The 21,795-nt window shown below is 47.9% G+C and carries 15 protein-coding genes; 8 read left to right on the plus strand and 7 right to left on the minus strand.

Features of this window, described 5'->3' with window-relative positions; genetic code table 11:
* Positions 1-92: 92 nt before the first annotated feature.
* The 4 genes from xylA to RQM65_RS11055 form a co-directional block, all read right to left on the minus strand.
* A complete protein-coding gene (xylA, locus tag RQM65_RS11040) occupies positions 93-1,418 on the minus strand; it encodes a xylose isomerase (protein WP_314014978.1) in 1,326 nt (441 codons plus the stop codon).
* A gap of 148 nt (positions 1,419-1,566) precedes the next feature.
* Positions 1,567-3,051 carry a xylulokinase gene (locus RQM65_RS11045; protein WP_314014980.1) on the minus strand — a complete coding sequence of 495 codons (1,485 nt, stop codon included), beginning with the start codon at positions 3,049-3,051 and terminating at the stop codon, positions 1,567-1,569.
* Positions 3,052-3,298: 247 nt separating this feature from the next.
* On the minus strand, positions 3,299-4,819 hold the full coding sequence (locus tag RQM65_RS11050) for a RagB/SusD family nutrient uptake outer membrane protein (RefSeq protein WP_314014982.1): 1,521 nt from the start codon (positions 4,817-4,819) through the stop codon (positions 3,299-3,301).
* Between the two features lie 10 nt (positions 4,820-4,829).
* Entirely contained in the window at positions 4,830-7,916 is a 3,087-nt protein-coding gene (locus RQM65_RS11055) for a SusC/RagA family TonB-linked outer membrane protein (protein ID WP_314014984.1), read from the minus strand.
* A 447-nt stretch (positions 7,917-8,363) separates the two neighbouring features.
* Between RQM65_RS11055 and pgmB the strand changes: the two genes are divergently transcribed.
* From pgmB to RQM65_RS11075, 4 genes are all read left to right on the plus strand, one after another.
* Entirely contained in the window at positions 8,364-9,017 is a 654-nt protein-coding gene (gene pgmB, locus RQM65_RS11060; protein ID WP_314014986.1) for a beta-phosphoglucomutase, read from the plus strand.
* 206 nt (positions 9,018-9,223) lie between these two features.
* Entirely contained in the window at positions 9,224-11,539 is a 2,316-nt protein-coding gene (locus RQM65_RS11065) for a glycoside hydrolase family 65 protein (protein WP_314014988.1), read from the plus strand.
* Between the two features lie 60 nt (positions 11,540-11,599).
* The gene (locus tag RQM65_RS11070) at positions 11,600-13,372 is read left to right on the plus strand and encodes an alpha-amylase family glycosyl hydrolase (RefSeq protein WP_314014990.1); all 1,773 of its coding nucleotides are present in this window, start codon (positions 11,600-11,602) and stop codon (positions 13,370-13,372) included.
* Entirely contained in the window at positions 13,372-14,655 is a 1,284-nt protein-coding gene (locus tag RQM65_RS11075) for a BaiN/RdsA family NAD(P)/FAD-dependent oxidoreductase (protein WP_314014992.1), read from the plus strand. Before RQM65_RS11070 ends, RQM65_RS11075 begins: the two co-directional genes overlap by 1 nt.
* Positions 14,656-14,773: 118 nt before the next feature.
* Here the strand turns inward: RQM65_RS11075 and RQM65_RS11080 are convergent, their stop codons facing one another.
* Positions 14,774-15,550 (minus strand): glycerophosphodiester phosphodiesterase family protein, encoded by a 777-nt coding sequence (locus RQM65_RS11080; protein ID WP_314014994.1) that lies wholly within the window; start codon positions 15,548-15,550, stop codon positions 14,774-14,776.
* Between the two features lie 191 nt (positions 15,551-15,741).
* Positions 15,742-16,215, minus strand: a complete 474-nt coding sequence (locus tag RQM65_RS11085) for a TspO/MBR family protein (RefSeq protein ID WP_314014996.1) — start codon at positions 16,213-16,215, stop codon at positions 15,742-15,744.
* A 214-nt stretch (positions 16,216-16,429) separates the two neighbouring features.
* On the opposite strand from RQM65_RS11085, the gene RQM65_RS11090 reads away from it, so the two are divergent.
* From RQM65_RS11090 to RQM65_RS11105, 4 genes are all read left to right on the plus strand, one after another.
* Positions 16,430-17,539: a diphosphomevalonate decarboxylase gene (locus tag RQM65_RS11090; RefSeq protein ID WP_314014998.1), complete on the plus strand. Its 1,110-nt coding sequence runs from the start codon at positions 16,430-16,432 to the stop codon at positions 17,537-17,539.
* 143 nt (positions 17,540-17,682) lie between these two features.
* Entirely contained in the window at positions 17,683-18,621 is a 939-nt protein-coding gene (locus RQM65_RS11095) for a mevalonate kinase family protein (protein WP_314015000.1), read from the plus strand.
* Between the two features lie 72 nt (positions 18,622-18,693).
* Entirely contained in the window at positions 18,694-19,599 is a 906-nt protein-coding gene (locus tag RQM65_RS11100; RefSeq protein WP_314015002.1) for a geranylgeranylglycerol-phosphate geranylgeranyltransferase, read from the plus strand.
* 198 nt (positions 19,600-19,797) lie between these two features.
* Positions 19,798-20,676, plus strand: coding sequence for a pseudouridine synthase (locus tag RQM65_RS11105; RefSeq protein WP_314015003.1), 879 nt, complete (start codon positions 19,798-19,800; stop codon positions 20,674-20,676).
* Positions 20,677-20,737: 61 nt separating this feature from the next.
* On the opposite strand, the gene RQM65_RS11110 is transcribed toward RQM65_RS11105, so the two are convergent.
* Positions 20,738-21,535: a zinc metalloprotease gene (locus RQM65_RS11110; RefSeq protein ID WP_314015005.1), complete on the minus strand. Its 798-nt coding sequence runs from the start codon at positions 21,533-21,535 to the stop codon at positions 20,738-20,740.
* Between the last annotated feature and the right edge of the window lie 260 nt (positions 21,536-21,795).

The following is a 21,795-nucleotide window of genomic DNA, read 5'->3' on the forward strand; positions in this document are numbered from 1 at the left end:
GTTTGCCGACATAAAAAGACCCGCAGGAAAACCTATCGTTCGTGGAAATCGTGCAGGTCAAATCTTAGTGCTACCTTAAGAGTAGATCTATATCAAATGTACTGGTTCACGATATTCTCGAACAGTTCTTGCTTGCCACTTTCAAGTTCCAGCTCGCCATTCTCTTGGGCAATGTCGTAAAGGTCCTTCAGGTCGAGTTTTCCGTTTTCGAACTCTTTTCCTTTTCCCGAGTCGAATGAACCGTAGCGCTTTTTACGAAGTTCTTCGTAGTTCGACGACGAGATGATTTTGTCGGCCGTAATCAAGGCTCTTGCGAAAGTATCCGCCCCGCCGATATGGGCGTGGAAGATATCGTCCATGTCCGTAGAGTTCCGTCGCAGTTTGGCGTCGAAATTGATACCCCCACCTTGTAGTCCGCCCGCTTTGAGAAATACCAGCATGGCTTCGGTCACTTCGGTGACGTTATTGGGGAATTGATCGGTGTCCCAGCCGTTCTGGTAATCGCCCCGATTGGCGTCGATGCTTCCGAGCATGCCGTAACCGGCCGCGACGGCCAGTTCGTGCTGCATGGTGTGGTTGGCCAGAGTGGCATGGTTGACCTCGATATTCAATTTAAAATCGTCCTGTAGGCCATGTTGATGTAAAAACCCTACTACGGTGGCGGCGTCAAAGTCATACTGATGTTTCATGGGTTCCATAGGTTTGGGCTCGATAAAGAAAGTGCCCTTGAATCCCTGGCTGCGGGCATAATCTCGTGCCATCCCCAAGAATCGGCCCATATGATCGAGTTCGCGCTTCATGTCGGTGTTCAAAAGAGACATATAACCTTCGCGTCCGCCCCAGAACACGTAGTTCTCGCCATCGAGTTCGATGGTGGCATCGAGGGCCAATTTAATTTGTCCCCCCGCGCGGGCCAAAACATTGAAGTCGGGATTGGTGGAAGCCCCGTTCATATATCTTGGGTTCGAGAAACAGTTCGCCGTACCCCACAGCAGCTTCACCCCGGATTCCTTTTTCTTGTCTTTGATATAATCAACGATAGTGGTCAGCCGTTTTTCGGATTCGGCGAAAGTCGGTGCCTCTTGAATCAGGTCGAAATCGTGGAAACAGAAATAGTCGAAGCCCATTTTGGTAATGAACTCAAAAGCGGCATCGGCCTTTGCCTTTGCTGCTTCGACGGCGTCCGAGGGTTCGTCCCAAGGAAAATTTTGCGTGCCCGGGCCGAACGGGTCCGCACCTTGACCACAGAAGGTATGCCAATAGGCTACGGCGAACTTCAGGTGCTCGCGCATCGTTTTTCCCGCGATTTCTTGATCCGGATTGTACCATTTGAACGCAAAAGGGTTGTCGGAATCCTTGCCTTCGTATTGGATTTCTCCGATTCCCTTAAAATATTCTTTGTTTCCTACTGTTGCCATTTTTTATTGGGTTAAAAAGTTATTTTCTATCAGTAAATGCGGACTTGGTCGCTTCAGCGTCCGAGTGAATCAATCTGTTTAAGCTATGACCGTATTTGATCTTGTGATAGGCCTCAACAGTTCGCCGCGCTTCGCTCGCGAAAGCTTTTCAGTTTTTTTCGAGCATATATTCCAGCTCGGTCTTCCACTTTTCATAGGCCCTTGCATATTTTTCTGTTTCCGGGGCAGGTTTAAAGCCCGTCACATAATCATTTTCCATTATTCTTTGGCCAAAGTTCTCGAAATCGCCTTCGTGGAGTTCGCAGGCCCGGGCGGCACCAATGGCCCCGGTCGTGTCGTACACCTCGATTTCATGGCCGATCAGGGTGGATACCGTGTTGGAAAAAATTTCGGCCCTGAAAAGATTGTCGTTGCCGGTTCGGATGACCCTGGGTGCTATTCCGTCGGATTTTAGGATCTCCATTCCGTAAACAAAAGCGAACGCGACCCCTTCTAGGGCGGCCCGGCATAGATGTGCTTTTTGATGATTGTTGAGGTTAATATGGGCAAGACGGGTACCCAGATCCCTATTGTTCAGCACCCGCTCGGCCCCGTTGCCGAAAGGATGGATGGTGACCCCATCGGAACCGATGGGAACGGTAGCGGCGAGATTGTTCATCTCTTCATAGTCGGACACCGCTAAATTTTTCATCAGCCAGCGGTACATGATTCCCGCGCCATTGATACAGGCCATTTTACCAATGCGGGTGGAATCTACGGTATAGTTGACATGGGCAAAGTTGTTGACCCGCGAACTTTCCTTGATCGAAAGGCTGTCGGTGATGGCGTAGATTACCCCGGACGTTCCTCCCGTTGCGGCGACTTCGCCGGGATTGAAAACATTTAGGGAAAGGGCGTTGTTGGGTTGGTCCCCTGCGCGATAATAAATGGGTGTACTTTCTACAAGTCCCGATTCTTCAGCGCCACGCTTGGAAACCCTTGATTGAATGGAAAAGGTATCGACGATGTCTGCAATCAAATGTTGTTCGATGCCATAATAGTCGAGCAGCCAATCCGCAATGGAATCGGACTTAAAATCCCAATATACACCTTCGGAGAGTCCTGACAAAGTCGTGTTGATCAGGCCACTCAATTTATAGGCGATATAATCGCCGGGAAGCATGAATTTGTGGATACGCGAGTAGATATCAGGTTCATTTTCCCTGACCCATTTGAGTTTGGAGGCGGTAAAGTTGGCGGGGGAGTTCAAAAGATGTTCCGCACATTTGTCGTTGCCGAGTTCGTCAAAGGCCTTTTGGCCGATTTCTACGGCCCGGCTATCGCACCAGATAATGGAATCGCGTAAGGGTTTCCCTTCTTTATCGACCACGACCAGTCCGTGCATTTGGTAAGAAATACCGATGCCGGTAATGGCCGCCGCTTTGATATCGCTTTTTTTGATCAGCGATCGGGTCGCATTGCAAACATGCTCCCACCACATATCCGGATTTTGTTCCGCCCAGCCATTTTTCAAGGCGTTCATTTCCATTTCGACTTTGGGTTCGCTGACCACGGCCACTTTCTTACCGGTGGCGGTCTCCACTAGTGCCGCTTTAATGGAGGAACTGCCGATGTCATAGCCAATGGAGTACATACAATCTTGGGGGTTTTTCAATTGGGAAAGACAAGATATCGTTTTTGTTTGGACAGGGCAAACGAATGTCCAAAATTGCAACTGGATTGATCTGTTTTCGTTCCGTTATTTTGTACCATCGGATAATTGCGTATGTGTCGAGCTGTGAAAACTGGCTTCTTTCTGCATTGAATAGAAAGGACCGACGGAAAAAAAGTCCTGACAGCCTAAACTGCCAGGACTTATCAAACACTTAAAAAGTCACCTTTTAATACCCTTCGTTTTGAGTCAAATTAGGGTTTGAAATCAAAGCAGTTGCCGGTATCGGGAATAAATTTTTTGTATCGTCGCCCGTAACCTCTTTAAACTCCCATGGTGCCGTAAACTGTCCGAACCTGATTAAATCGCTTCTTCTCCAAAATTCTGCATAAAGCTCTCGCCCACGTTCGGCCAAAAGATCTGCTTCCGTAACTGTACCTAGGGGACTGGCGTCTCGTAAAACCCTTAGGTCATTAACCATTGCTGTAGGATCCTGTCCACTACGTAACATTGCTTCCGCCTTCATCAGATGGGCATCCGAAAATCTGAACACGATTTTATGATTGGCAAACGCACCATTCGCAGGATTATATTTAATTACGCGAACACCTGTTCTTTCGTTGTTTCCTAATAGGCCGGGCAGTTCTTTGGTGAAGACTAGGGGATTTCCGGTTCTATCGCTATATGGATTGCCGTTACCGTCGTATTGCTGACCAATCAAAAGACCGTTTCCGATTCCGAAATTGGTGCCGTCGGTAGGAACAAAGCCGCGACGTTCTTCTTGACCGGATCCAGGCACGTTAATGCTGGGGTCACCTTCGAAAGAATCATAGAATTCTGCCAAGGTAGAGAAACCGTTCCACCCACCGGATTGATCGGGGACAGTTTGGTTGTAATGCAAGGTATTCCAAATGAGGTTTCCTACGCTAGAAGTGGTAAACCAAATCGTCTCCGTATCCTCTTGATCTGTAAAAAGTTCAAAATAGCCTTCCTGAAGTGAAAACCCATCCGCTTCTAATTCGTCGACTAGACTTATTACTTTAGCCATATCGGCGGAATCGGCTGTTCCGGAGCCCGTATAAATGTGTTTACCAAGATAAAGTTTGGCCAATAAAAAACGGGCGGAAGCTTTGGTAGCACCATTTAGGCTCGCAAAGTCGCTGGGCGCTGGAAGATCAGGCATGGCCTCGTTCAAATCCTTAATGGCAAATTCCAATGCTTCCGTCCTGGTAAAGACCGAGGGGTTGACCTCGGGCCCTTCATCGGGCGTTCTAAACGGTACTTGACCGTACAAATCGAGCATCCAGAACATACTGAAGGCCCTAATAAATTTTGCTTCCGCTATTTGTTGGGGAGATGCGCCACTACGATCATCAATGATTGCGGTAGCGTTGTAAATGTTCTGGTTTTGCTGGTTCCATACCGTCTTGATCGTTTGGTGGGTCGGACTCCATGTATGTGAGTGCAATGTGCGAAACACCCCATTGTCACCCCAATCGGTACCTCTTGTCGGAACCAACATTTCATCTGAGCTTACTTCTTGTAGCGTATAGAGATTCGCTTCGCTCTCAATTTGTCCGCGTACATCATTATATAGGTTACCTAGGCTTGCCTCGGGGTCTACACCTGTAAACCCGCCCGATAACGAGCTAAAAGAAGAATCTGTAGGTTCAATCTCGAGGTCTGAACAACTTAACAAGGCCAGCGCTGCGAACCAAACCATTACATTGCTTATTTTTCTAGTTTTCATAATTTTTTGTTTAAAATGATGTGCTAATACCTATGGTTATGGTAGTGGGCCTTGGGAACGCAGTGTAATCGATTCCCAAAGACGGAATGTCATTCAACCCGTTTGGTGTGTTCACCTCTGGGTCGATGCCGCTATAATCGGTGATTACAAATAGATTCTGGCCGATTGCGGATAGCCTGAGTGTTTTGAACAAACCTTCATCGCCCATATCGAAATTATAAGATAAAGAAAGATTCTGTAATCTCAAAAAATCGCCCTTCTCTAAAAATCTTGTGGACACATCTGGTGCATTCGCCACGGATTCTCCATTGGTCAACACATCTTGGGTCACATTCTTGCCAACCCCTAAAATCCCTGCAGTAAAATAGGCATTCTGTGTGTTGTTATAGAGATAGAAACCATATTGTCCGGCAAGAAAAGCACTCAAGTCCCAATTTTTATAATTAACACTGGTATTAATACCTAAATTAACTTTCGGAAGAGCGCTTTTTCCCACGAATTCTTGAACATCGCCATTTGGATAGATTGAAATTCCGTTGGCATCAAAACCTCCAAATTCTCGAAGGTAGTATGAAAACAGGGGTCTTCCGTCAGCCAATAGCTGTGCATATGCTCCGGTCAGTCCATTACCGTTGATATCTCCTGTTGGGATAAGGCCGTCAAAATCCCTTACCTCATTGTCATTATAGGCAACGTTGAAACCTAAGTTCCAATATGCATTTTCAGTACTTATGATATCGTAGGCCAATGCGAATTCGACCCCCTGATTGACAACACTGGCATCAAGGTTCCCGTAAAAGAAGGGTTGCGGGGAAGGTTGAGCTGCTTCTTGGTTCAAAAGCAGGTCATTGGTAACCTTATGATAAAAATCAACACTGCCCGATAGTCTATTTTCCGCTATGCCAAAATCTAGACCGACCGATGCCTGGGTTGTTTCTTCCCACTTTAATCCCGGATTGGCGAAGGATTCGAACTGCGTTCCCGGTATGTTGATGTTCAAGTTTTGCTGGATACTTGGAGCCGCGAAACGCTGTCTTGGTAAAAATCGACCATAACCAAGTCCATCCTGATTTCCTGTGATACCGTAGCCGATACGAAGCTTAAGCTGCGAAATCGCTTCGGGAACAAAGTTTTCCTCGTCAATTTTCCAGGCAAATGCGCCGGATGGAAAGTATCCGTATTGATTGTCTGGTCCAAAACGGGATGAGCCATCTACACGGAGCGTACCCGTTAAAATATATTTGTCCGCCAGTGCATATTCTACCCTTCCAAAGAAAGATTGCAACTCATCGACAGTATCAAAATAATTGCCTGTTACCGCATCTACCGGGACCCCGCCTGGACTGGCTACCTCTTCCCCCTGAACAATTTCGGGAAATAATCTATTGACATAGGTGCCGTCGGGATTATAGAGAAATTGCTGATAAGAACCCGATAAGCTATTCTCAATGAACAACTTGGAGGTATTTAAGTTTCTGATCATTTCATTTAAATCGGTCGTACTGTAGCCGAGTCCCCGGATATCCTTACCATCCCTGCTATAACTTTGAAAGGAATACCCCACCAACGCGGTCAAGTTCGAATTATCAAAGGCCTTATTATAGGTAAGTGTCAAATCCATCAACTTACCGTGTGTATAGAGCTCACTTAATGCGCCTTCACCTCGATCAGGTGCATTTCCAAGGCCTGTGGTAAGTGAAGACTGTGCTTGATTTCTTTTAGAACCCGATTCGTCCAGTCCCAGACTGATCTTAGCTTTGAGTTCATCGGTAAGGCTGTACTCAGCAGATATGTTGCCCAAAAAACGATTTGTATGGGTAACGTCTTTCCTATAGTTTATCAACTGAAGCGGATTGAGTTCACTGCCCCCAGTTGTGAAGGACGTTCTGGCAGGCCATGTCGGATTCGCGAAATAGGCGGCACCCAAAATATCACCCTGAGATCCGGGGTTGTTTCCTATGGCAGCCCTATCATCGTTAATTCGGGAAAAAGTTACATTGCCATCTAATTTAAGTTTGTCGTTAAATAGCCGCTGTGAAATATTAATTCTACCGGTAAGGCGTTCTTGGGCGGAACCTACAACTACTCCAAATTGTTTCTGGTAACCGAAAGAAGCTCTGACATTTCCGCTTCCATAGTTTTTGGAGTACGCTATATTTTGGTCCTGGGACGCTACATCGCGAAGTACGATATCTTGCCAATCCGTATCGTAACCGTAATCAAGTTCGCTTGGATTGCCCCCATAATCAGGTAAGGCGGTCAGATACTCTTCACGGCTCAATAAGTCGAATTTATTGGAAGGTGTAGAATAGCTTAGGTTGGACGTCCACTCCACCTTTCCCTTTCCCGTCTTTCCACTTTTAGTAGTAATTATGACTACCCCATTGGCTCCTCGCGATCCATATATGGCCGTAGCGGACGCATCTTTCAAGATACTTAGGCTTTCGATGTCGTTGGGATTCAAAAAATTCAAGGGGTTGGTCGGTGAACTTGCACCAACGCCCAATTCGCCACCACTGGCTGTTGTTTGTTCGCCTGAAAGCGGAATACCATCGACAACGAATAATGGATTGTTATTGGCACGTACAGAACTCGTACCTCGGATACGTATATCGATACCAGCACCGGGTTCTCCACTGGACTGCGTAATTTGTACTCCTGCGGTTTTTCCTTGGATTAACTGTTCCGGCGAGGAGATGACCCCTTGGTTGAAATCTTCGGCGGTCACTACGGCAACTGCACCCGTAGCATCCTTTACCGTCGTCTGCCCGTAACCGATAATTACCACTTCGTCCAAGGCCTGGGCGTCTTCCTGTAGAGTAACGTCTATGGTCGATTGCCCGTTGACGGGCACTTCCTGTGTGGCATAGCCAATATAGCTGAACACAAGGGTCGCATCGGCGGGTACATCACTAAGGGTATAGTTGCCGTCGAAGTCGGTCTGAGCCCCTTGGGTCGTTCCCTTGACCACTACGCTGGCACCCGGTAGGGGGCCCATGCTATCGGAAACCGTTCCCGATACCTCTTGGGCCTGAGTGAATGCAAGGCAGAGTAAAGCACCGAACACCATCAGGTTTCTAATCCATGTAATCTTCATAAGAGTTGTTTTTGAGTTGAGTTATTTGCAAAGCTAAAGGTTAAAATTAAACAAAAAATTTCTTAATTTACTTAATTCGGTCGATTAGAACCCGCGAAAGCAGTTTCTTTATGATACTTTAAATCAATAACGGCTATCGCATTTAAACCACGGTATGGTCATTTAATTGATAAGTATCGTCCAAAATATAGGGAAAAATTCAATTTTTTGACCAAAGATATGGTTTTTTTTAATCGGTTGACATTACCACGGAGGTGAGTTTTGAAACATGGGTTTTGTTAAAAAATATAAGAAACACAGCTTCCAACGACAAATTTTTGGGGCAATGGGAGGAGCCATAGAAAAAATCCACCGGTTTGAGTTCCGAAAGTCCTTAAGCACTTGGTGGCGCATCCATTCCGGGATACATCCCTATCTTTGTGCCTAAGTATAAAATAATCCTCCTTTATGGACAAGTCTGCATTTATTTTCGATCTCGACGGGGTCATCGTCGATACCGCAAAGTACCATTATCTGGCCTGGAAAAAGCTCGCCAACGGCCTCGGTTTCGAATTTACCAAAGAACAGAACGAGCTTTTTAAGGGGGTGAGCCGGAAGCGCTGTTTGGAAATCCTCTTGGATATCGGGAATGTGGATGCCACTCAAGATCAATTCGACACCTGGATGGTCAAAAAGAATGAGGATTACCTGTCCTATATTAAGGATATGGATGAATCGGAAATCCTGCCCGATGTGGTCCAAGCTTTGGATTTTCTGAAAGATAGACAGGTTCCGATGGCCGTCGGATCGGCCAGTAAAAATGCGAGACCCATTTTGGAAAAGGTAAAATTATTGTCGTATTTCGACGCTATCGTCGACGGGACCGACGTGACCAAGGCGAAACCAGATCCCGAAGTTTTTCTGATTGCCTCCGACAGGATGGGGGCAAGGCCTGAGAACTGTATTGTTTTCGAGGATGCCGCGGCGGGGATCGAAGCGGCAAATGTCGCCGGGATGACCAGTATTGGGATGGGGAATCCCGAAAACCTTCCGGAAGCCGACTATAATTTCAGGGATTTTTCCGAGATTAGCGAGGAATTCTTAAAAGAAATCACGGTGTAACCGACCGAAGAAGATCGAAGGTTCAATCGCTACTGCGTAGCTGTTCGACCCTTTGACTGCGCTCAGGGCAGGGGTTTAATGTTACATTTGAGGATCCTTGAACCTTGAACCTGTTTTCGGCAGAATTGAACCTTGAATTGTTCAGCCCCACATCTAGCTTATGCCAAGCGGATCTGAAGTATAAACAACAAACACAACAGCACCATATGCGAGATTATATACAGCCGGACCCTTGGTCCATTATAGAGGAAGGCTTTGACAAAGACCGGGTAAAAGCTTCTGAAAGTATTTTCAGTATCGGGAACGGTCATATGGGCCAACGAGCCAATTTTGAGGAGAGCTATTCGGGAGAAACCTTTCAGGGAAGTTATATCGCAGGCGTGTACTATCCCGATAAGACCCGAGTGGGCTGGTGGAAGAACGGATATCCGGAAAATTTCGCCAAGGTCTTGAACGCGCCCAACTGGATCGGTATCGGCGTGGCCGTAAACGGAGAAATCCTCGACCTGAACAGCTGTAAAGAGGTAACCGATTTTCGACGGGAACTGAATATGAAGGAAGGATGGTACAGCCGCTCCTTCGATGCGGTGTTGCCCAAAGATGTGGTCGTCCACGTAAAGGTTGTCCGGTTTTTGAGTCTGGACCTCGATGAGGTGGGCGCCATCCGGTTCGAAGTGACCTCGATCGACGCCGATGCCGAAGTCGTCTTCCGGCCTTATTTGGATAGCGGTATCCGCAATGAGGATTCGAACTGGGACGACCAATTCTGGGAAACCACGGAGGTTGCATCCCACATTTCATCCGAAGAAAGCCAAGCCTTTATCGAATCCCATACGCTAAAGACCAATTTCAAGGTCTGTACATTTATGGAATCGCAGTTGTACCTGAATGGGGGGCAAATAGACGATAAACCATCCGAAGAAAAAAAAGACCTGAAGGTGGCTCATGAATATGTGCAATCTGTCAAAAAGGGCGAAACCTTGGCCCTACATAAATTTGGTGGCTACACGGTTTCCCGCAACCACGATGCATCCGAACTAGTCGAAGCGGCGAAAACGGCCCTAAAAAAAGCAACGGAGATGGGTTTCGATGCCCTTTTGGAACAACAAAAGCAGGTCTGGGCCAAAATTTGGGAAACGGCCGATATTGCCATCGAGGGCGATGTGAAGGCACAGCAGGGCATCCGCTTTAATATCTTTCAGCTCAACCAGACCTATCTGGGCAAGGATTCTCGGCTGAACATCGGTCCCAAAGGCTTTACCGGCGAAAAGTACGGCGGCAGCACCTATTGGGATACCGAGGCCTACTGCCTTCCCTTTTATATGGCGACCAAGAGCCAAGAGGTGGCGCGAAACCTCTTAAAATATCGCTATTACCATCTCGACAAGGCCATCGAGAATGCCCAAAAACTCGGGTTTGTCAACGGTGCGGCCCTGTACCCAATGGTGACCATGAACGGCGAGGAAAGCCATAACGAATGGGAGATCACCTTTGAGGAAATCCATCGGAACGGGGCCATCGCCTTTGCGATCTACAACTATGTTCGATATACGGGCGATTACTCCTATATTCCTGAAATGGGACTGGAAGTGCTGATCGGTATCTCCCGATTTTGGCACCAACGCGCTAATTTTTCCGAACCCAAGGGCCAATATGTTATCTTGGGCGTTACCGGTCCCAATGAATACGAAAACAACGTCAGCAATAACTGGTACACCAATTACATTGCCAAGTGGTGCATCGATTATACCCTGCAACAATTGGAAAATGTGAAGGATGGTTTTCCGGAAGACTACGACCGGATTATCGGAAAAACCCAATTGACCGGTAACGTGACCGACTATTGGCGCGAGGTCTCGGAAAACCTGTACTTGCCCTATTCCAAAAAGCACCAGGTGTACCTGCAGCAGGATGGATTTTTGGATAAGGAACTGGTGAACGTTGAAGACCTTCCGGCGGCACAGCGGCCTATCAACCAAAAGTGGAGTTGGGACCGGATCCTGCGCTCCCCTTTTATCAAGCAGGCCGATGTCTTGCAGGGATTCTATTTTTTCGAAGACCATTTCAGCACCGAGGAACTAGAGCGGCATTTTGATTTCTACGAACCGTTCACCGTGCACGAATCCTCCCTTTCGCCTTGTGTTCACGCCATTCAGGCCGCCAAGCTCGGCCGAATGGATCAGGCGTACCGCTTGTACCTGCGCACCTCACGCCTAGATCTCGACGATTACAACAAAGAGGTCGAGGAGGGCCTGCACATCACCTCGATGGCCGGCACCTGGATGAGCATTGTCGAAGGCTTCGGCGGCATGCGGATGGTGGATGACGAGCTGTCGTTTACCCCTAGGATTCCCGAACAGTGGACCTCATATTCCTTTAAGGTCAATTTTAGGAACCGGATTCTTAAGGTGACGGTCGGAAAAATAGAAACTGAGTTTGTCTTTGAAGGAAACGAAGGGATGGCCATTCAGGTAAATGGCGAACGGGTGGTGCTACGACCGGGGAAACCCGAGCGGGTGTAGTTCCGTTTCAGGTCCAAAGAACTTTGCTTCTTTCCCAACTTTATTTACTCCCATTTCAAAATGAACAAAAAACAAGTAGTCTATCAGGTATTTACCCGACTCTTCGGCAACACGAATGCCACCAATAAACCTTGGGGCACCATCGAGGAAAATGGCGTTGGCAAATTCTCCGATTTTAGCGAAAACGCCTTGCGCGAAATCAGAGATCTCGGGATTACCTATATCTGGTTCACCGGGGTGCCGCACCATGCGGTAATCCGCGATTATACCCGGTTTGGAATTTCGAACGACGACCCCGATGTGGTAAAGGGCAGGGCGGGATCCCCTTATGCGGTAAAGGATTATTACAATGTAAATCCGGATTTGGCCGATGACCCCGCCCAGCGGCTAGCGGAATTTAGGGCTCTCATCAAGCGTACCCATGAAGCCGGACTCAAATTGCTGATCGACATCGTACCCAATCACGTCGCGCGCGATTATGAGGGGGCGTCCACTCCGGAGGGTCATGAACCCTTCGGGGCTTCCGATGATCGGTCGGTGGAATACGCACGAAACAATAATTTCTACTACATTCCCGGGGAAGCCTTTCGGGTGCCGGACTGGCGGAATGGATACCAGCCCCTGGGGGGCGAAGAGCATCCGCTTGCGGACGGAACGTTCGACGAAGACCCGGCAAAGTGGACGGGCAACGGTGCGCGCGAGGCGAAACCGGATTTCAATGACTGGTACGAGACCGTAAAGATCAATTACGGGATGCGTCCGGACGGTACGTACGATTTCGATACGTTGCCCGATGGTTTTGAGTCCGAGGATTACCGGACCCATTATAAATTTTGGAAGGATAAGCACTTGCCCGATTCCTGGATCAAGTTCAAGGATATCGCCATATACTGGCTCGAGATGGGGGTAGACGGTTTCCGTTACGACATGGCCGAGATGGTGCCGGTGGAATTTTGGAGCTATATGAATTCCCACATCAAAATTAAAAATCCGGATGCCTTTCTGTTGGCCGAAGTCTATAACCCCGATGAATACCGCAATTACATCCTAAGGGGGAAGATGGACTACCTCTACGATAAGGTCGAAATGTACGATTCCCTCAAACACATTATGCAGGGCCAGGGATGGACGGACCATATCCCCGTGGTAAAACGGCATACGGCGGATATCGAGCACCACCTGCTGCACTTTCTCGAAAACCACGACGAGGTGCGTATCGCGAGTCCCGCTTTCGTTGGTGACGCCGAAAAAGGGAAGCCCGCTATGGTGGTTTCGGCCACGATGACCACTGCATCGATAATGATTTATTTCGGACAGGAAGTCGGCGAGCCGGCCTCCGAAAATGCGGGTTTCGGGAGTCCCGACCGCACCTCCATCTTCGATTATATCGGGGTGCCGCACCATCAGCGCTGGGTCAACGACGGGCAGTTCGATGGCGGACAATTATCCGACGCGGAAGCATCCTTACGGGATTTCTACCGTCGTCTACTTAATTTTACGCGACAAAGCGAGGCCCTGATGGGCGAATACCAAGACATCCACTTTTATAACAAGGAGCATACGGAATGGTACAACCACCATGTGCTCTCATACGTTCGGTGGTCGGACGATGAACGACTGATCATCGTCGCCAACTTCGATGCCAACGACCGCTTTGGCTTCGAGCTGAAACTTCCATCGGATATAGTTCAAAAATGGGAATTATCCGACGGCGGACAGCGGTTGACCGATACGCTATTTGGTAGCGAACACATTTTAAAGGTCGACGGGGGAAGGGCCGAGGTCCGAATCGATATCGATCCGTTGGAATCGTTTATTCTTAAAGTCCATTAATGTTCGATGTAATCATCATAGGTGGGGGAGCGGCGGGATTTTACTGTGCCATTCATATTGCGGAGGCGTGTCCAGACCTAAAAGTCGCCATTTTAGAACGCGGAAAAGAGGTGCTCGGCAAGGTGAAGGTGTCCGGTGGGGGCCGGTGTAACGTAACCCATGCGGAATTCGACCCCCGTGAACTGACCAAAAACTATCCCCGCGGCGAAAAAGAACTATTGGGGCCATTCCACACCTATTGTAGCGGCGATACGATGGCATTTTTCGAGAAAAGGGGCATCTCCCTGAAAATCGAATCCGATGGGCGTATGTTCCCTGTTTCCGATTCCTCCCAGACCATCATCGACTGTTTTTTAAACGAGGCCGATCGCCTGGGCGTACAGGTGCTCCGGCATAGTGCGGTTACGGATGTCCGCCGTTGCGATGGAGGTGGACCGGCCTGGGAAATCACCTCCATCAAGAACACCTACCGGGCGCGAAAGATAGTGGTCGCCACGGGCAGCAATCCCAAAATCTGGAAAATGATGGAAAAACTCGGGCATCGTATCGAACCTGCCGTTCCCTCACTGTTTACCTTTAACATAAAGGACGACCGCATTGCAGGAATACAGGGGATCAGCACCCATGCGGTGGTCGAGGTGCTCGAACCGCGTCTGTTGCAGCCTAAAGTGACGATAAAATTACAGAGTAAAAAGAAGGAAAAACCCCTGATGAGTGCCGAGGGGCCCTTGCTGATCACCCACTGGGGAATGAGCGGTCCGGCCATTTTAAAGCTGTCCGCCTGGGGTGCCCAGTTGTTGAACGAATTGGACTACCGGTTTCGGATTCGTATCAATTGGTTGCCGGAGTACCATACGGAGGGGGTACTCACACTTTTGATGCACATCAAAGAGGTAGAGGCCAAAAAGACCGTGTTGCGGACCAAGGCTGTCGATATTCCACGCAGGTTGTGGACGGGCCTGGTCAAGGCATCCGGCATCGCCTTGAGCGAAAAATGGGCCGATGTGTCCAAGTTGAAACTGGAATATCTTGCCCAGCAGCTGACGCAATGCGAATTTCAGGTTAACGGTAAAAGTACATTTAAGGAGGAATTCGTCACGGCAGGTGGCATAGACCTCAAGGAAATCGATTTTAGGACTTTCAAAAGTAGAATTTTGCCGGATCTGTACTTCGCCGGGGAGGTAATCAATGTGGACGCTATTACCGGCGGCTTCAATTTTCAGAATGCTTGGACCGGGGGGTATGTTGCGGCGCAGGCCATCGCGGGGGGCGATAGTCGTTAGTCAACAGTCGTTAATTAGAAGTATTAGGTAGAGAAGCTATGAGGTAAAAGTGGGTATTGAGGTTTAGGAGAGCGTAGTATAAAGTGGCTGTTGGCAGGGGACAGTCGGCAGCGCGGCGTTATTTGGATTTCTCCAACAGCAGTTCCGGTTCGTTGGTAGTAATAAAATCGAAATCCTCTTCCAGCAGCCAATCCATGTCCTCGGGCTTGTTCACGGTCCACGCGTTAAGTGCAATTCCGATTTTTTTTGCACTTTCGATCCATTCCGGATGCTTTTTGAATACCGAGAAATGATAGTCGGCCCCATCGATGCCGTCGGCCTTTAGCGTTGCCGGCGCTTTATCGCCCTCTAAGTATTGCGTGTGCGCCTCTGGGTCGAGTTCCTCGATTTTTTGTAGGATTTCGTACATAAAACTGATATAGACCGTCATATCCCCCGCCTTGAGCTCCTTGACCAGCGCGACCGCTTTTTCGGCCATCCGCTGGCCGCGTTCCACTGTTTCGGCCGGTTTGATCTCGCAGACCAACCGGGTCGATGTATTGTCTTCCATTCCTGCAATAATGTAGTCCCTCAAGGTGGGCAAGGTCTCGCCATTGGAGAGTTTATGGGCGGCTAGGTCCTCATGAGAGGTTTCCGCGATCAGCATGCCATTGTGGTCGGCGTCGTGATTGATTACGAGGACATCATCGGCCGTCATGTGCACATCGAATTCCGAACCGGTACATTTCAAAGCGATGGCGTGTTTCAGGGCGGCAATGGAATTTTCGGGAAATCCCTCGGCTTTCCAGGCACCGCGATGGGCGACGACCACGTTGTCGGCAAATTGGGGTGTGTTCTTCTGCGCCCCGCAGGCATTAAAAAGGAGTAAGGACATCAAAATATTGAAATAATGCATGATAACTGTTGGATTTCGGGTTTTGTTCAACATTAGTTACTATCGGTGACATTGTTCTTGACAAACCTTAATCACCATAATTCAATCAATAGAATTTCACAAGGCTCTCGCACGGGCGTTGCACACTAATACCATGTTGAGTAAGTACAGAAATTACAAGTGCCTAAATGTAAGATTAATTTTGGGAATGCTCAGTTCATCGCCCAAATCCTATAATTGAGCAGCGTCGCAAAACAGACCCACAACAAATAGGGCGCCAACAGCCAGGCGGCCCGTTTATTGACCACCTTGAAGGCGCGAATGGTCATTACGATCAATACCAACAGGATAACAATGACCACAAGGGCCCAAAAAAGTTCATGGAGTCCGAAAAATACGATGCTCCATGCCCCGTTGAACAACAATTGGAACCAAAAAAGATACAGCGCTTTTTTGACCCAGCGGTGGTAAAAGCCACGGGCCCAAACGATGCCGGCGGAAATTCCCATTAGGATATAAAGCGTAATCCAGACCGGTGCAAAAAGCCATCCAGGCGGGGTAAACCAAGGCTTGTTCAGGGTAGGGTACCAATCGTTTACCGAAGTTTCGGTGGCATAGCCCGCCAAGAATCCTGTGGCCAAACAGATGCCGACTGCATAAAAGATATAGGTTGCCTTTCTTTTCAAATGCTGGAGCGTATTGAATTTATGGTCGCAAGCCTCCCTCTTGCACTAGGTCTTTTCCCTTTTTGATTTTCCTTAAAATTTAAGTCCTAAGCAATTGAATCGGTGAATCGGAACAATGATAGGACGGAACGGTTTCCGTCTAAAATAACAATTTAATCCTTTGGCAGGGCTCCCGCCCTCGGTAAAAACTATATTTGTACAAATTTCAAGGCCAATGATCGAGAACGACTTTCTTCCTTCTAAATATACATCCCTGAAACAAACGGGCACCATCCGATGGAAATCCCCCAGCAATATAGCATTGGTCAAATATTGGGGCAAAAGGGACAACCAGATTCCTGCAAACCCTTCCCTCAGTTTTACCTTGGATGCCTGTGTGACGGATACCACGGTCACCTACCGAAAATTGAAGGGGGAAACCACCCCACCTACCCCGGATGCCGACGGTTTCAGGTTCGATCTGTTATTCGGGGGTGAATCGAGGCATGATTTCAGGCCGAAAATAGCAACGTTCTTCAAGCGTATCGAGAAATTCCTTCCCTTCTTGAGGGAGTACCATCTTCGGATCGAGACCTCGAATTCGTTTCCGCACAGCAGCGGGATTGCTTCCTCGGCTTCGGGAATGAGCGCGCTTGCCCTGTGTTTGATGTCGATGGAAAGGGAATTCGTTTCCGAAATGGATGACAACTTTTTCAAAAAAAAAGCCTCTTTTCTCGCCCGGCTGGGTTCCGGCAGTGCTTGCCGCAGTATCGAGGGGCCGCTCGTGCAGTGGGGCAGTCATTCTGATATTGATGGGAGTTCGGATTTTTATGGCATTCCTTATCCCTATAAAATCCATGAAAATTTCACCAATTTTCAGGATACCATCCTGTTGGTCGACGAGGGTCAGAAACAGGTCAGCAGCAGTGTTGGACACGATCTGATGCACGGTCATCCGTTTGCTGATCAACGGTTCGAGCATGCATATTCGCATCTTTCCGAACTTCGTTCCGTTTTGGCCGAGGGTAATTTACGGCAGTTCATTAAAATAACGGAAAGCGAGGCCTTGACCCTGCATGCGATGATGATGACGAGCCATCCTTATTTCATGCTCATGAAGCCGAATACGCTCGAAATCATCGACCGGATTTGGGAATTTCGGAAAGCATCGGCCACCAATGTCTGTTTCACCTTGGATGCGGGAGCCAATGTACATGTGCTTTATCCCGAAGAAGAAACGCAAACGGTTTACGGTTTTATAAAGGACGAGCTGCTACAATACTGCGAGAATGGAAAACATATCCGCGATCGAACGGGATTTGGGGCAAGGAAGATAAAAGCCTAGTGACAGATTTTAATTGGTCTCATAGTAGTCAAAGAAGGATTTTTTTATTTCACAAGTCGAAATTGCGTATCTTTGCAGCATTTCTTATCTTAATACCCTATCCATTGTAACGCCTTCGGGCAAGCCTGATTTAAAAAAACCAGATGAAAGGACCGTTGTTCTATTCTAAAATTCTGTTGTTCGGGGAATATGGGATCATAAAGGATTCCAAGGGCCTCTCCATTCCCTATAATTTTTTTAAGGGCGCCTTGAAGACCGATGACCATCCATCGAAAGCCGCTCGGAAGTCCAATCTAGGCCTTCGGGAGTTTGCGGGCTACCTAGAACTAGTGCACAAGAACAGTCCCGATCTGGTCGATTTTGACTTTGAGGCTCTCAAGGACGATATTGCTGCGGGCATGTATTTCGACAGCTCCATTCCCCAAGGGTACGGGATAGGGAGTAGCGGTGCGCTGGTCGCGGCCATATATGACAAATATGCCAAGAACAAGATAACGGTGCTCGAGAACCTGACCCGCGACAAATTATTGCGGCTGAAGCGTATTTTTGGGAAAATGGAATCCTTTTTCCACGGGAAGTCCTCCGGGCTCGACCCCCTCAACAGCTATCTGAGCATTCCTATTCTTATAAACTCCAAGGAAGATATCGAATCCACCAGCATTCCGTCCCAAAATTTGGACGGGAAGGGTGCCGTTTTTCTTTTGGATAGCGGTTCGACCGGGGAAACCGCCCCGATGGTGCAACTCTTCATGGAAAAGATGAAGCAGGAGGGGTTCCGTAATATGCTCAAAGACCAATTTATCAAACATACCGATGCCTGTGTGGAGGATTTCGTGAACGGAAATGTGAAATCGCTCTTCGGAAACTTGAAACAGCTATCGCATGTCGTACTCGATAACTTCAAACCGATGATTCCCGCCAAGTTCCATGAACTATGGAAACATGGTATCGAGACCAACGATTACTACCTAAAACTGTGCGGTTCGGGTGGAGGCGGCTATATTTTGGGCTTTACCCAAGATGTGGACAAGGCCAAGAAAGCGCTGAAAGATTACAATTTAGAGGTGGTGTACAACTTCTAAACCCATGTTCGCGCGAACGTGAGGTAGGCCCTTGGGCGCTTCCTGCTTTTAAAGTGCAAATCTTTTCTACATATGCTTAGCAGAAAAAACAAACTCTTGTTTTTAAAGGTCTTGAGTCTGTTTTCTGTCGTCCGAGGCCATAATATCCTGATCATCGCCCTGGCCCAATATTTGGCCTCTATCTACATCCTTGCTCCAGACCTGCCCCTGCGGCAGGTGATTTTCGACCTTAACCTCTTTATGATCGTGGTCGCCTCTGCCCTAGTTATTGCCAGCGGCTATATCATCAATAACTTCTACGACGCGGAAAAGGACCTAATCAATAAACCCAGGAAAAGCATGTTGGATCGGTTGGTGAGCCAACGTTTCAAATTGTCGTCCTACTTCGTTCTCAACCTTTTGTCCGTTTTCGCCGCCAGTTACGTCTCGTTTCGTGCGGTACTGTTCTTTTCGGCCTATATATTCGGGATTTGGTTTTATTCGCACAAATTGAAAAGGGTTCCTTTTTTGGGCAATTTTGTTTCGGCAACCTTGGCCATCTCTCCTTTTTTTGTCGTATTCGTTTACTATAAGAATTTCGACACCGTCATTTTCGTTCACGCCATGTTCCTCTTCTTACTGATTTTGGCCCGCGAAATGATAAAAGACCTTGAGAACATGAGCGGTGATATGGCACAAAACTATGAAACCATCCCGATTTTATACGGGTCCAAGGTCTCAAAATTGCTGATATCCGGTTTGATTGTACTCACTTTGATTCCCTCGTTGTTGTTGATTACTAAGTTCGATGTCGGCCAAATGCATTATTATTTTATGGGTTGTGTAGTGTTATTGCTTCTTTTTCTGGTGCTGCTGCTCAGGTCCAACAGCAAAAAAGACTACGTGTGGCTACATAATATCTTAAAGTTGATCATAGTGGTCGGGGTGTTCAGTATTCTATTGATCGACCTGGGCCTAGTACTGAACCGCATTTTGTGATTGCTTGAACCCCGGCTTAGGGATATGATTTTCTGGGATTATTATTTTTTTCGCATGCGATGCTTCATTTTCCGGGACACGAGTCCAAGGGGTCTAAAAGCCACCTTATTTTGGTAAGCGGACAAGCATTTCTTATATTCCCAAGAGGATAAACGTCTTATCCGAATTCCTTCGTTATCTTTGCAAAAAATAGAAAACATGAGCCGATCAGGGTCCAATAAACGCAAAACATCATCGAACAGGTCCAATTCGGATGGCGGCCGCAGGGCATCAGGGCGACAAGGTGGAAACGCTCGAAAAAAGAGCTATGCCCGGGGGAACGCCCCGATAAAGGGGAAGGGCAAGGCCCCGAGGCAGGGCGATTCCGAATTGATACGGCTCAACAAATACCTATCAAACTCCGGGGTGTGCTCACGGCGGGAAGCCGATGTGCTGATAAAGGCGGGCAGTGTCACGGTCAACGGAATGCCGGTAACCGAAATGGGTCATAAGGTAAAGCGTAGCGATGAGGTGCGGTTTGATGGGCGCTTGTTGAATCCCGAAAAAAGGGAATACGTACTGCTGAACAAGCCCAAGGATTTTACCACCGAGGCACGTGACGAGCACGGAAATCGAACCGCCGTTGGATTGATTACGAGAGCCACCAAAGCGGAGTTGAAACCGGTCGGTAAAATGGGGAAAAATACAAGCGGACTACTACTCTTCACCAATGATGGAGAACTGACCCAACGCTTGAACAGTCCGCAAAACGGACTTAGAAAAATATTCCACATAGAATTGAACCGGCCCTTGCGAAGTGTGGACCTAAAAAAAATCCAGGACGGTCTTGCGGTAGACCATAAAATGGTAAAGGTGCAAGATGTCAGTTTTATCGAAAATGCGCCCAAGACCCAAGTGGGCATGGAAATTTACAGCTCGCGCAATAAAATCGTGACCCGTATTTTTGAGACGTTGGGCTATGAAATCGTGAAGTTGGACCGGGTGGTCTATGCCGGCCTGACCAAAAAAGATCTGCCCCGTGGACATTGGCGTTTCCTGACCGAACAGGAGGTCGTTAATTTGGGGATGATCAGCTAGTCCCGTTCTTCTGTTTTCGGTGGTTTACCTCCGATATGGAATTCAGCAATTATCTTAAATGTTATCGGCCGCTGATAATAAGTTCTGCTAAGCGTTTTTCGATTTGGGATGCGTTCAGTCCTGCAGAAAAGTCCCGATGGTATAGATAACGTAGAACTCTTGTCTCGGCCTTCGAAAAATCACTCTGACTACCGACCTTGGAGCACATAATACTTTTTTCGTCCGTGCATTGATTCGAGTGCCCCAGACCAAGGGCATGTCCTAATTCATGTTTGAACAGTGATGCTATGGGATTTGATATCCAGATGCGGGTAGAATGTAGGACAGCATTTCGCGACGGGGTCATGGCATACCCGGAGTAATTGCCGTCTGCTATACGGTCGTACATGTCGGCCCAAAGTGGCTTCATCTCCTCCTTTTCACCAAAGAAGAGGTGACCGTTGGCCTCTGCGATATTTTCGGTTAATGCAATGGTAAAATCGCTCTCGACGAACAAGGCGTTGTACTCGGCGATTACCTTTTCGACCGTCGATCGGTATGAATCTGAAATCGAGCCATCAAGATACAGTCTTAGGGATCGGTTCCACCGACGATTTACCTCGACCTCGGTCACGTGCGGTCCTTTCCAGAGCGTTAGATATTTAAAATATTCTATCAGTTCGCTTTCCTTTGATGTCAGCAAATCGGCCTCATCTAGGCCGGCACTGTCTGAAAGTTGGTAATTCGGTTCATTGGCGGTTTCATTGGAGTTGATGGCGAGGACAACTTTCTCGCTATCCCCTTCCAAGGTTACTTGGTCGATATCTTTGCTACAGGATACCGCCAAGAGCGCTAGAATAGGCGCCACTATTCTTCTCATGATTTGGGATGTTTTTTTGGACGTTGTTTAGTAGGTTGTCCAGTGTTCCCCAAAAATAGAAGGCAGTACCTCCAGGAAAAATTTTTTGTTGTGAAATGGAAATTATTGCAGGTCAACGATGGAATATTGTCGTTTATCGACAAAACTCGGGCCGTAGAAGTTGCCCCGCCCTTATTTTGGTCCAGTGTCTGTTAACGTGAATCGAGTTATCCAACGGACCTCGAGGGGACTATCCATTTTTTGGTTGTTGCCCAAACTGT

Origin of the sequence: Pricia mediterranea (genome assembly GCF_032248455.1) — a bacterium.
Lineage (GTDB): Bacteria > Bacteroidota > Bacteroidia > Flavobacteriales > Flavobacteriaceae > Pricia > Pricia mediterranea.

What these genes read in the sequence shown, in the direction of transcription:
- RQM65_RS11045 (WP_314014980.1), bottom strand. Translation starts at nt 3,051, where the DNA reads ATGTACTCCATTGGCTATGACATCGGCAGTTCCTCCATTAAAGCGGCA.
- RQM65_RS11095 (WP_314015000.1), top strand. Translation starts at nt 17,683, where the DNA reads ATGAAAGGACCGTTGTTCTATTCTAAAATTCTGTTGTTCGGGGAATAT.
- RQM65_RS11080 (WP_314014994.1), bottom strand. Translation starts at nt 15,550, where the DNA reads ATGCATTATTTCAATATTTTGATGTCCTTACTCCTTTTTAATGCCTGC.
- xylA (WP_314014978.1), bottom strand. Translation starts at nt 1,418, where the DNA reads ATGGCAACAGTAGGAAACAAAGAATATTTTAAGGGAATCGGAGAAATC.
- pgmB (WP_314014986.1), top strand. Translation starts at nt 8,364, where the DNA reads ATGGACAAGTCTGCATTTATTTTCGATCTCGACGGGGTCATCGTCGAT.
- RQM65_RS11065 (WP_314014988.1), top strand. Translation starts at nt 9,224, where the DNA reads ATGCGAGATTATATACAGCCGGACCCTTGGTCCATTATAGAGGAAGGC.
- RQM65_RS11105 (WP_314015003.1), top strand. Translation starts at nt 19,798, where the DNA reads ATGAGCCGATCAGGGTCCAATAAACGCAAAACATCATCGAACAGGTCC.
- RQM65_RS11090 (WP_314014998.1), top strand. Translation starts at nt 16,430, where the DNA reads ATGATCGAGAACGACTTTCTTCCTTCTAAATATACATCCCTGAAACAA.
- RQM65_RS11110 (WP_314015005.1), bottom strand. Translation starts at nt 21,535, where the DNA reads ATGAGAAGAATAGTGGCGCCTATTCTAGCGCTCTTGGCGGTATCCTGT.
- RQM65_RS11050 (WP_314014982.1), bottom strand. Translation starts at nt 4,819, where the DNA reads ATGAAAACTAGAAAAATAAGCAATGTAATGGTTTGGTTCGCAGCGCTG.
- RQM65_RS11075 (WP_314014992.1), top strand. Translation starts at nt 13,372, where the DNA reads ATGTTCGATGTAATCATCATAGGTGGGGGAGCGGCGGGATTTTACTGT.
- RQM65_RS11100 (WP_314015002.1), top strand. Translation starts at nt 18,694, where the DNA reads ATGCTTAGCAGAAAAAACAAACTCTTGTTTTTAAAGGTCTTGAGTCTG.
- RQM65_RS11070 (WP_314014990.1), top strand. Translation starts at nt 11,600, where the DNA reads ATGAACAAAAAACAAGTAGTCTATCAGGTATTTACCCGACTCTTCGGC.
- RQM65_RS11055 (WP_314014984.1), bottom strand. Translation starts at nt 7,916, where the DNA reads ATGAAGATTACATGGATTAGAAACCTGATGGTGTTCGGTGCTTTACTC.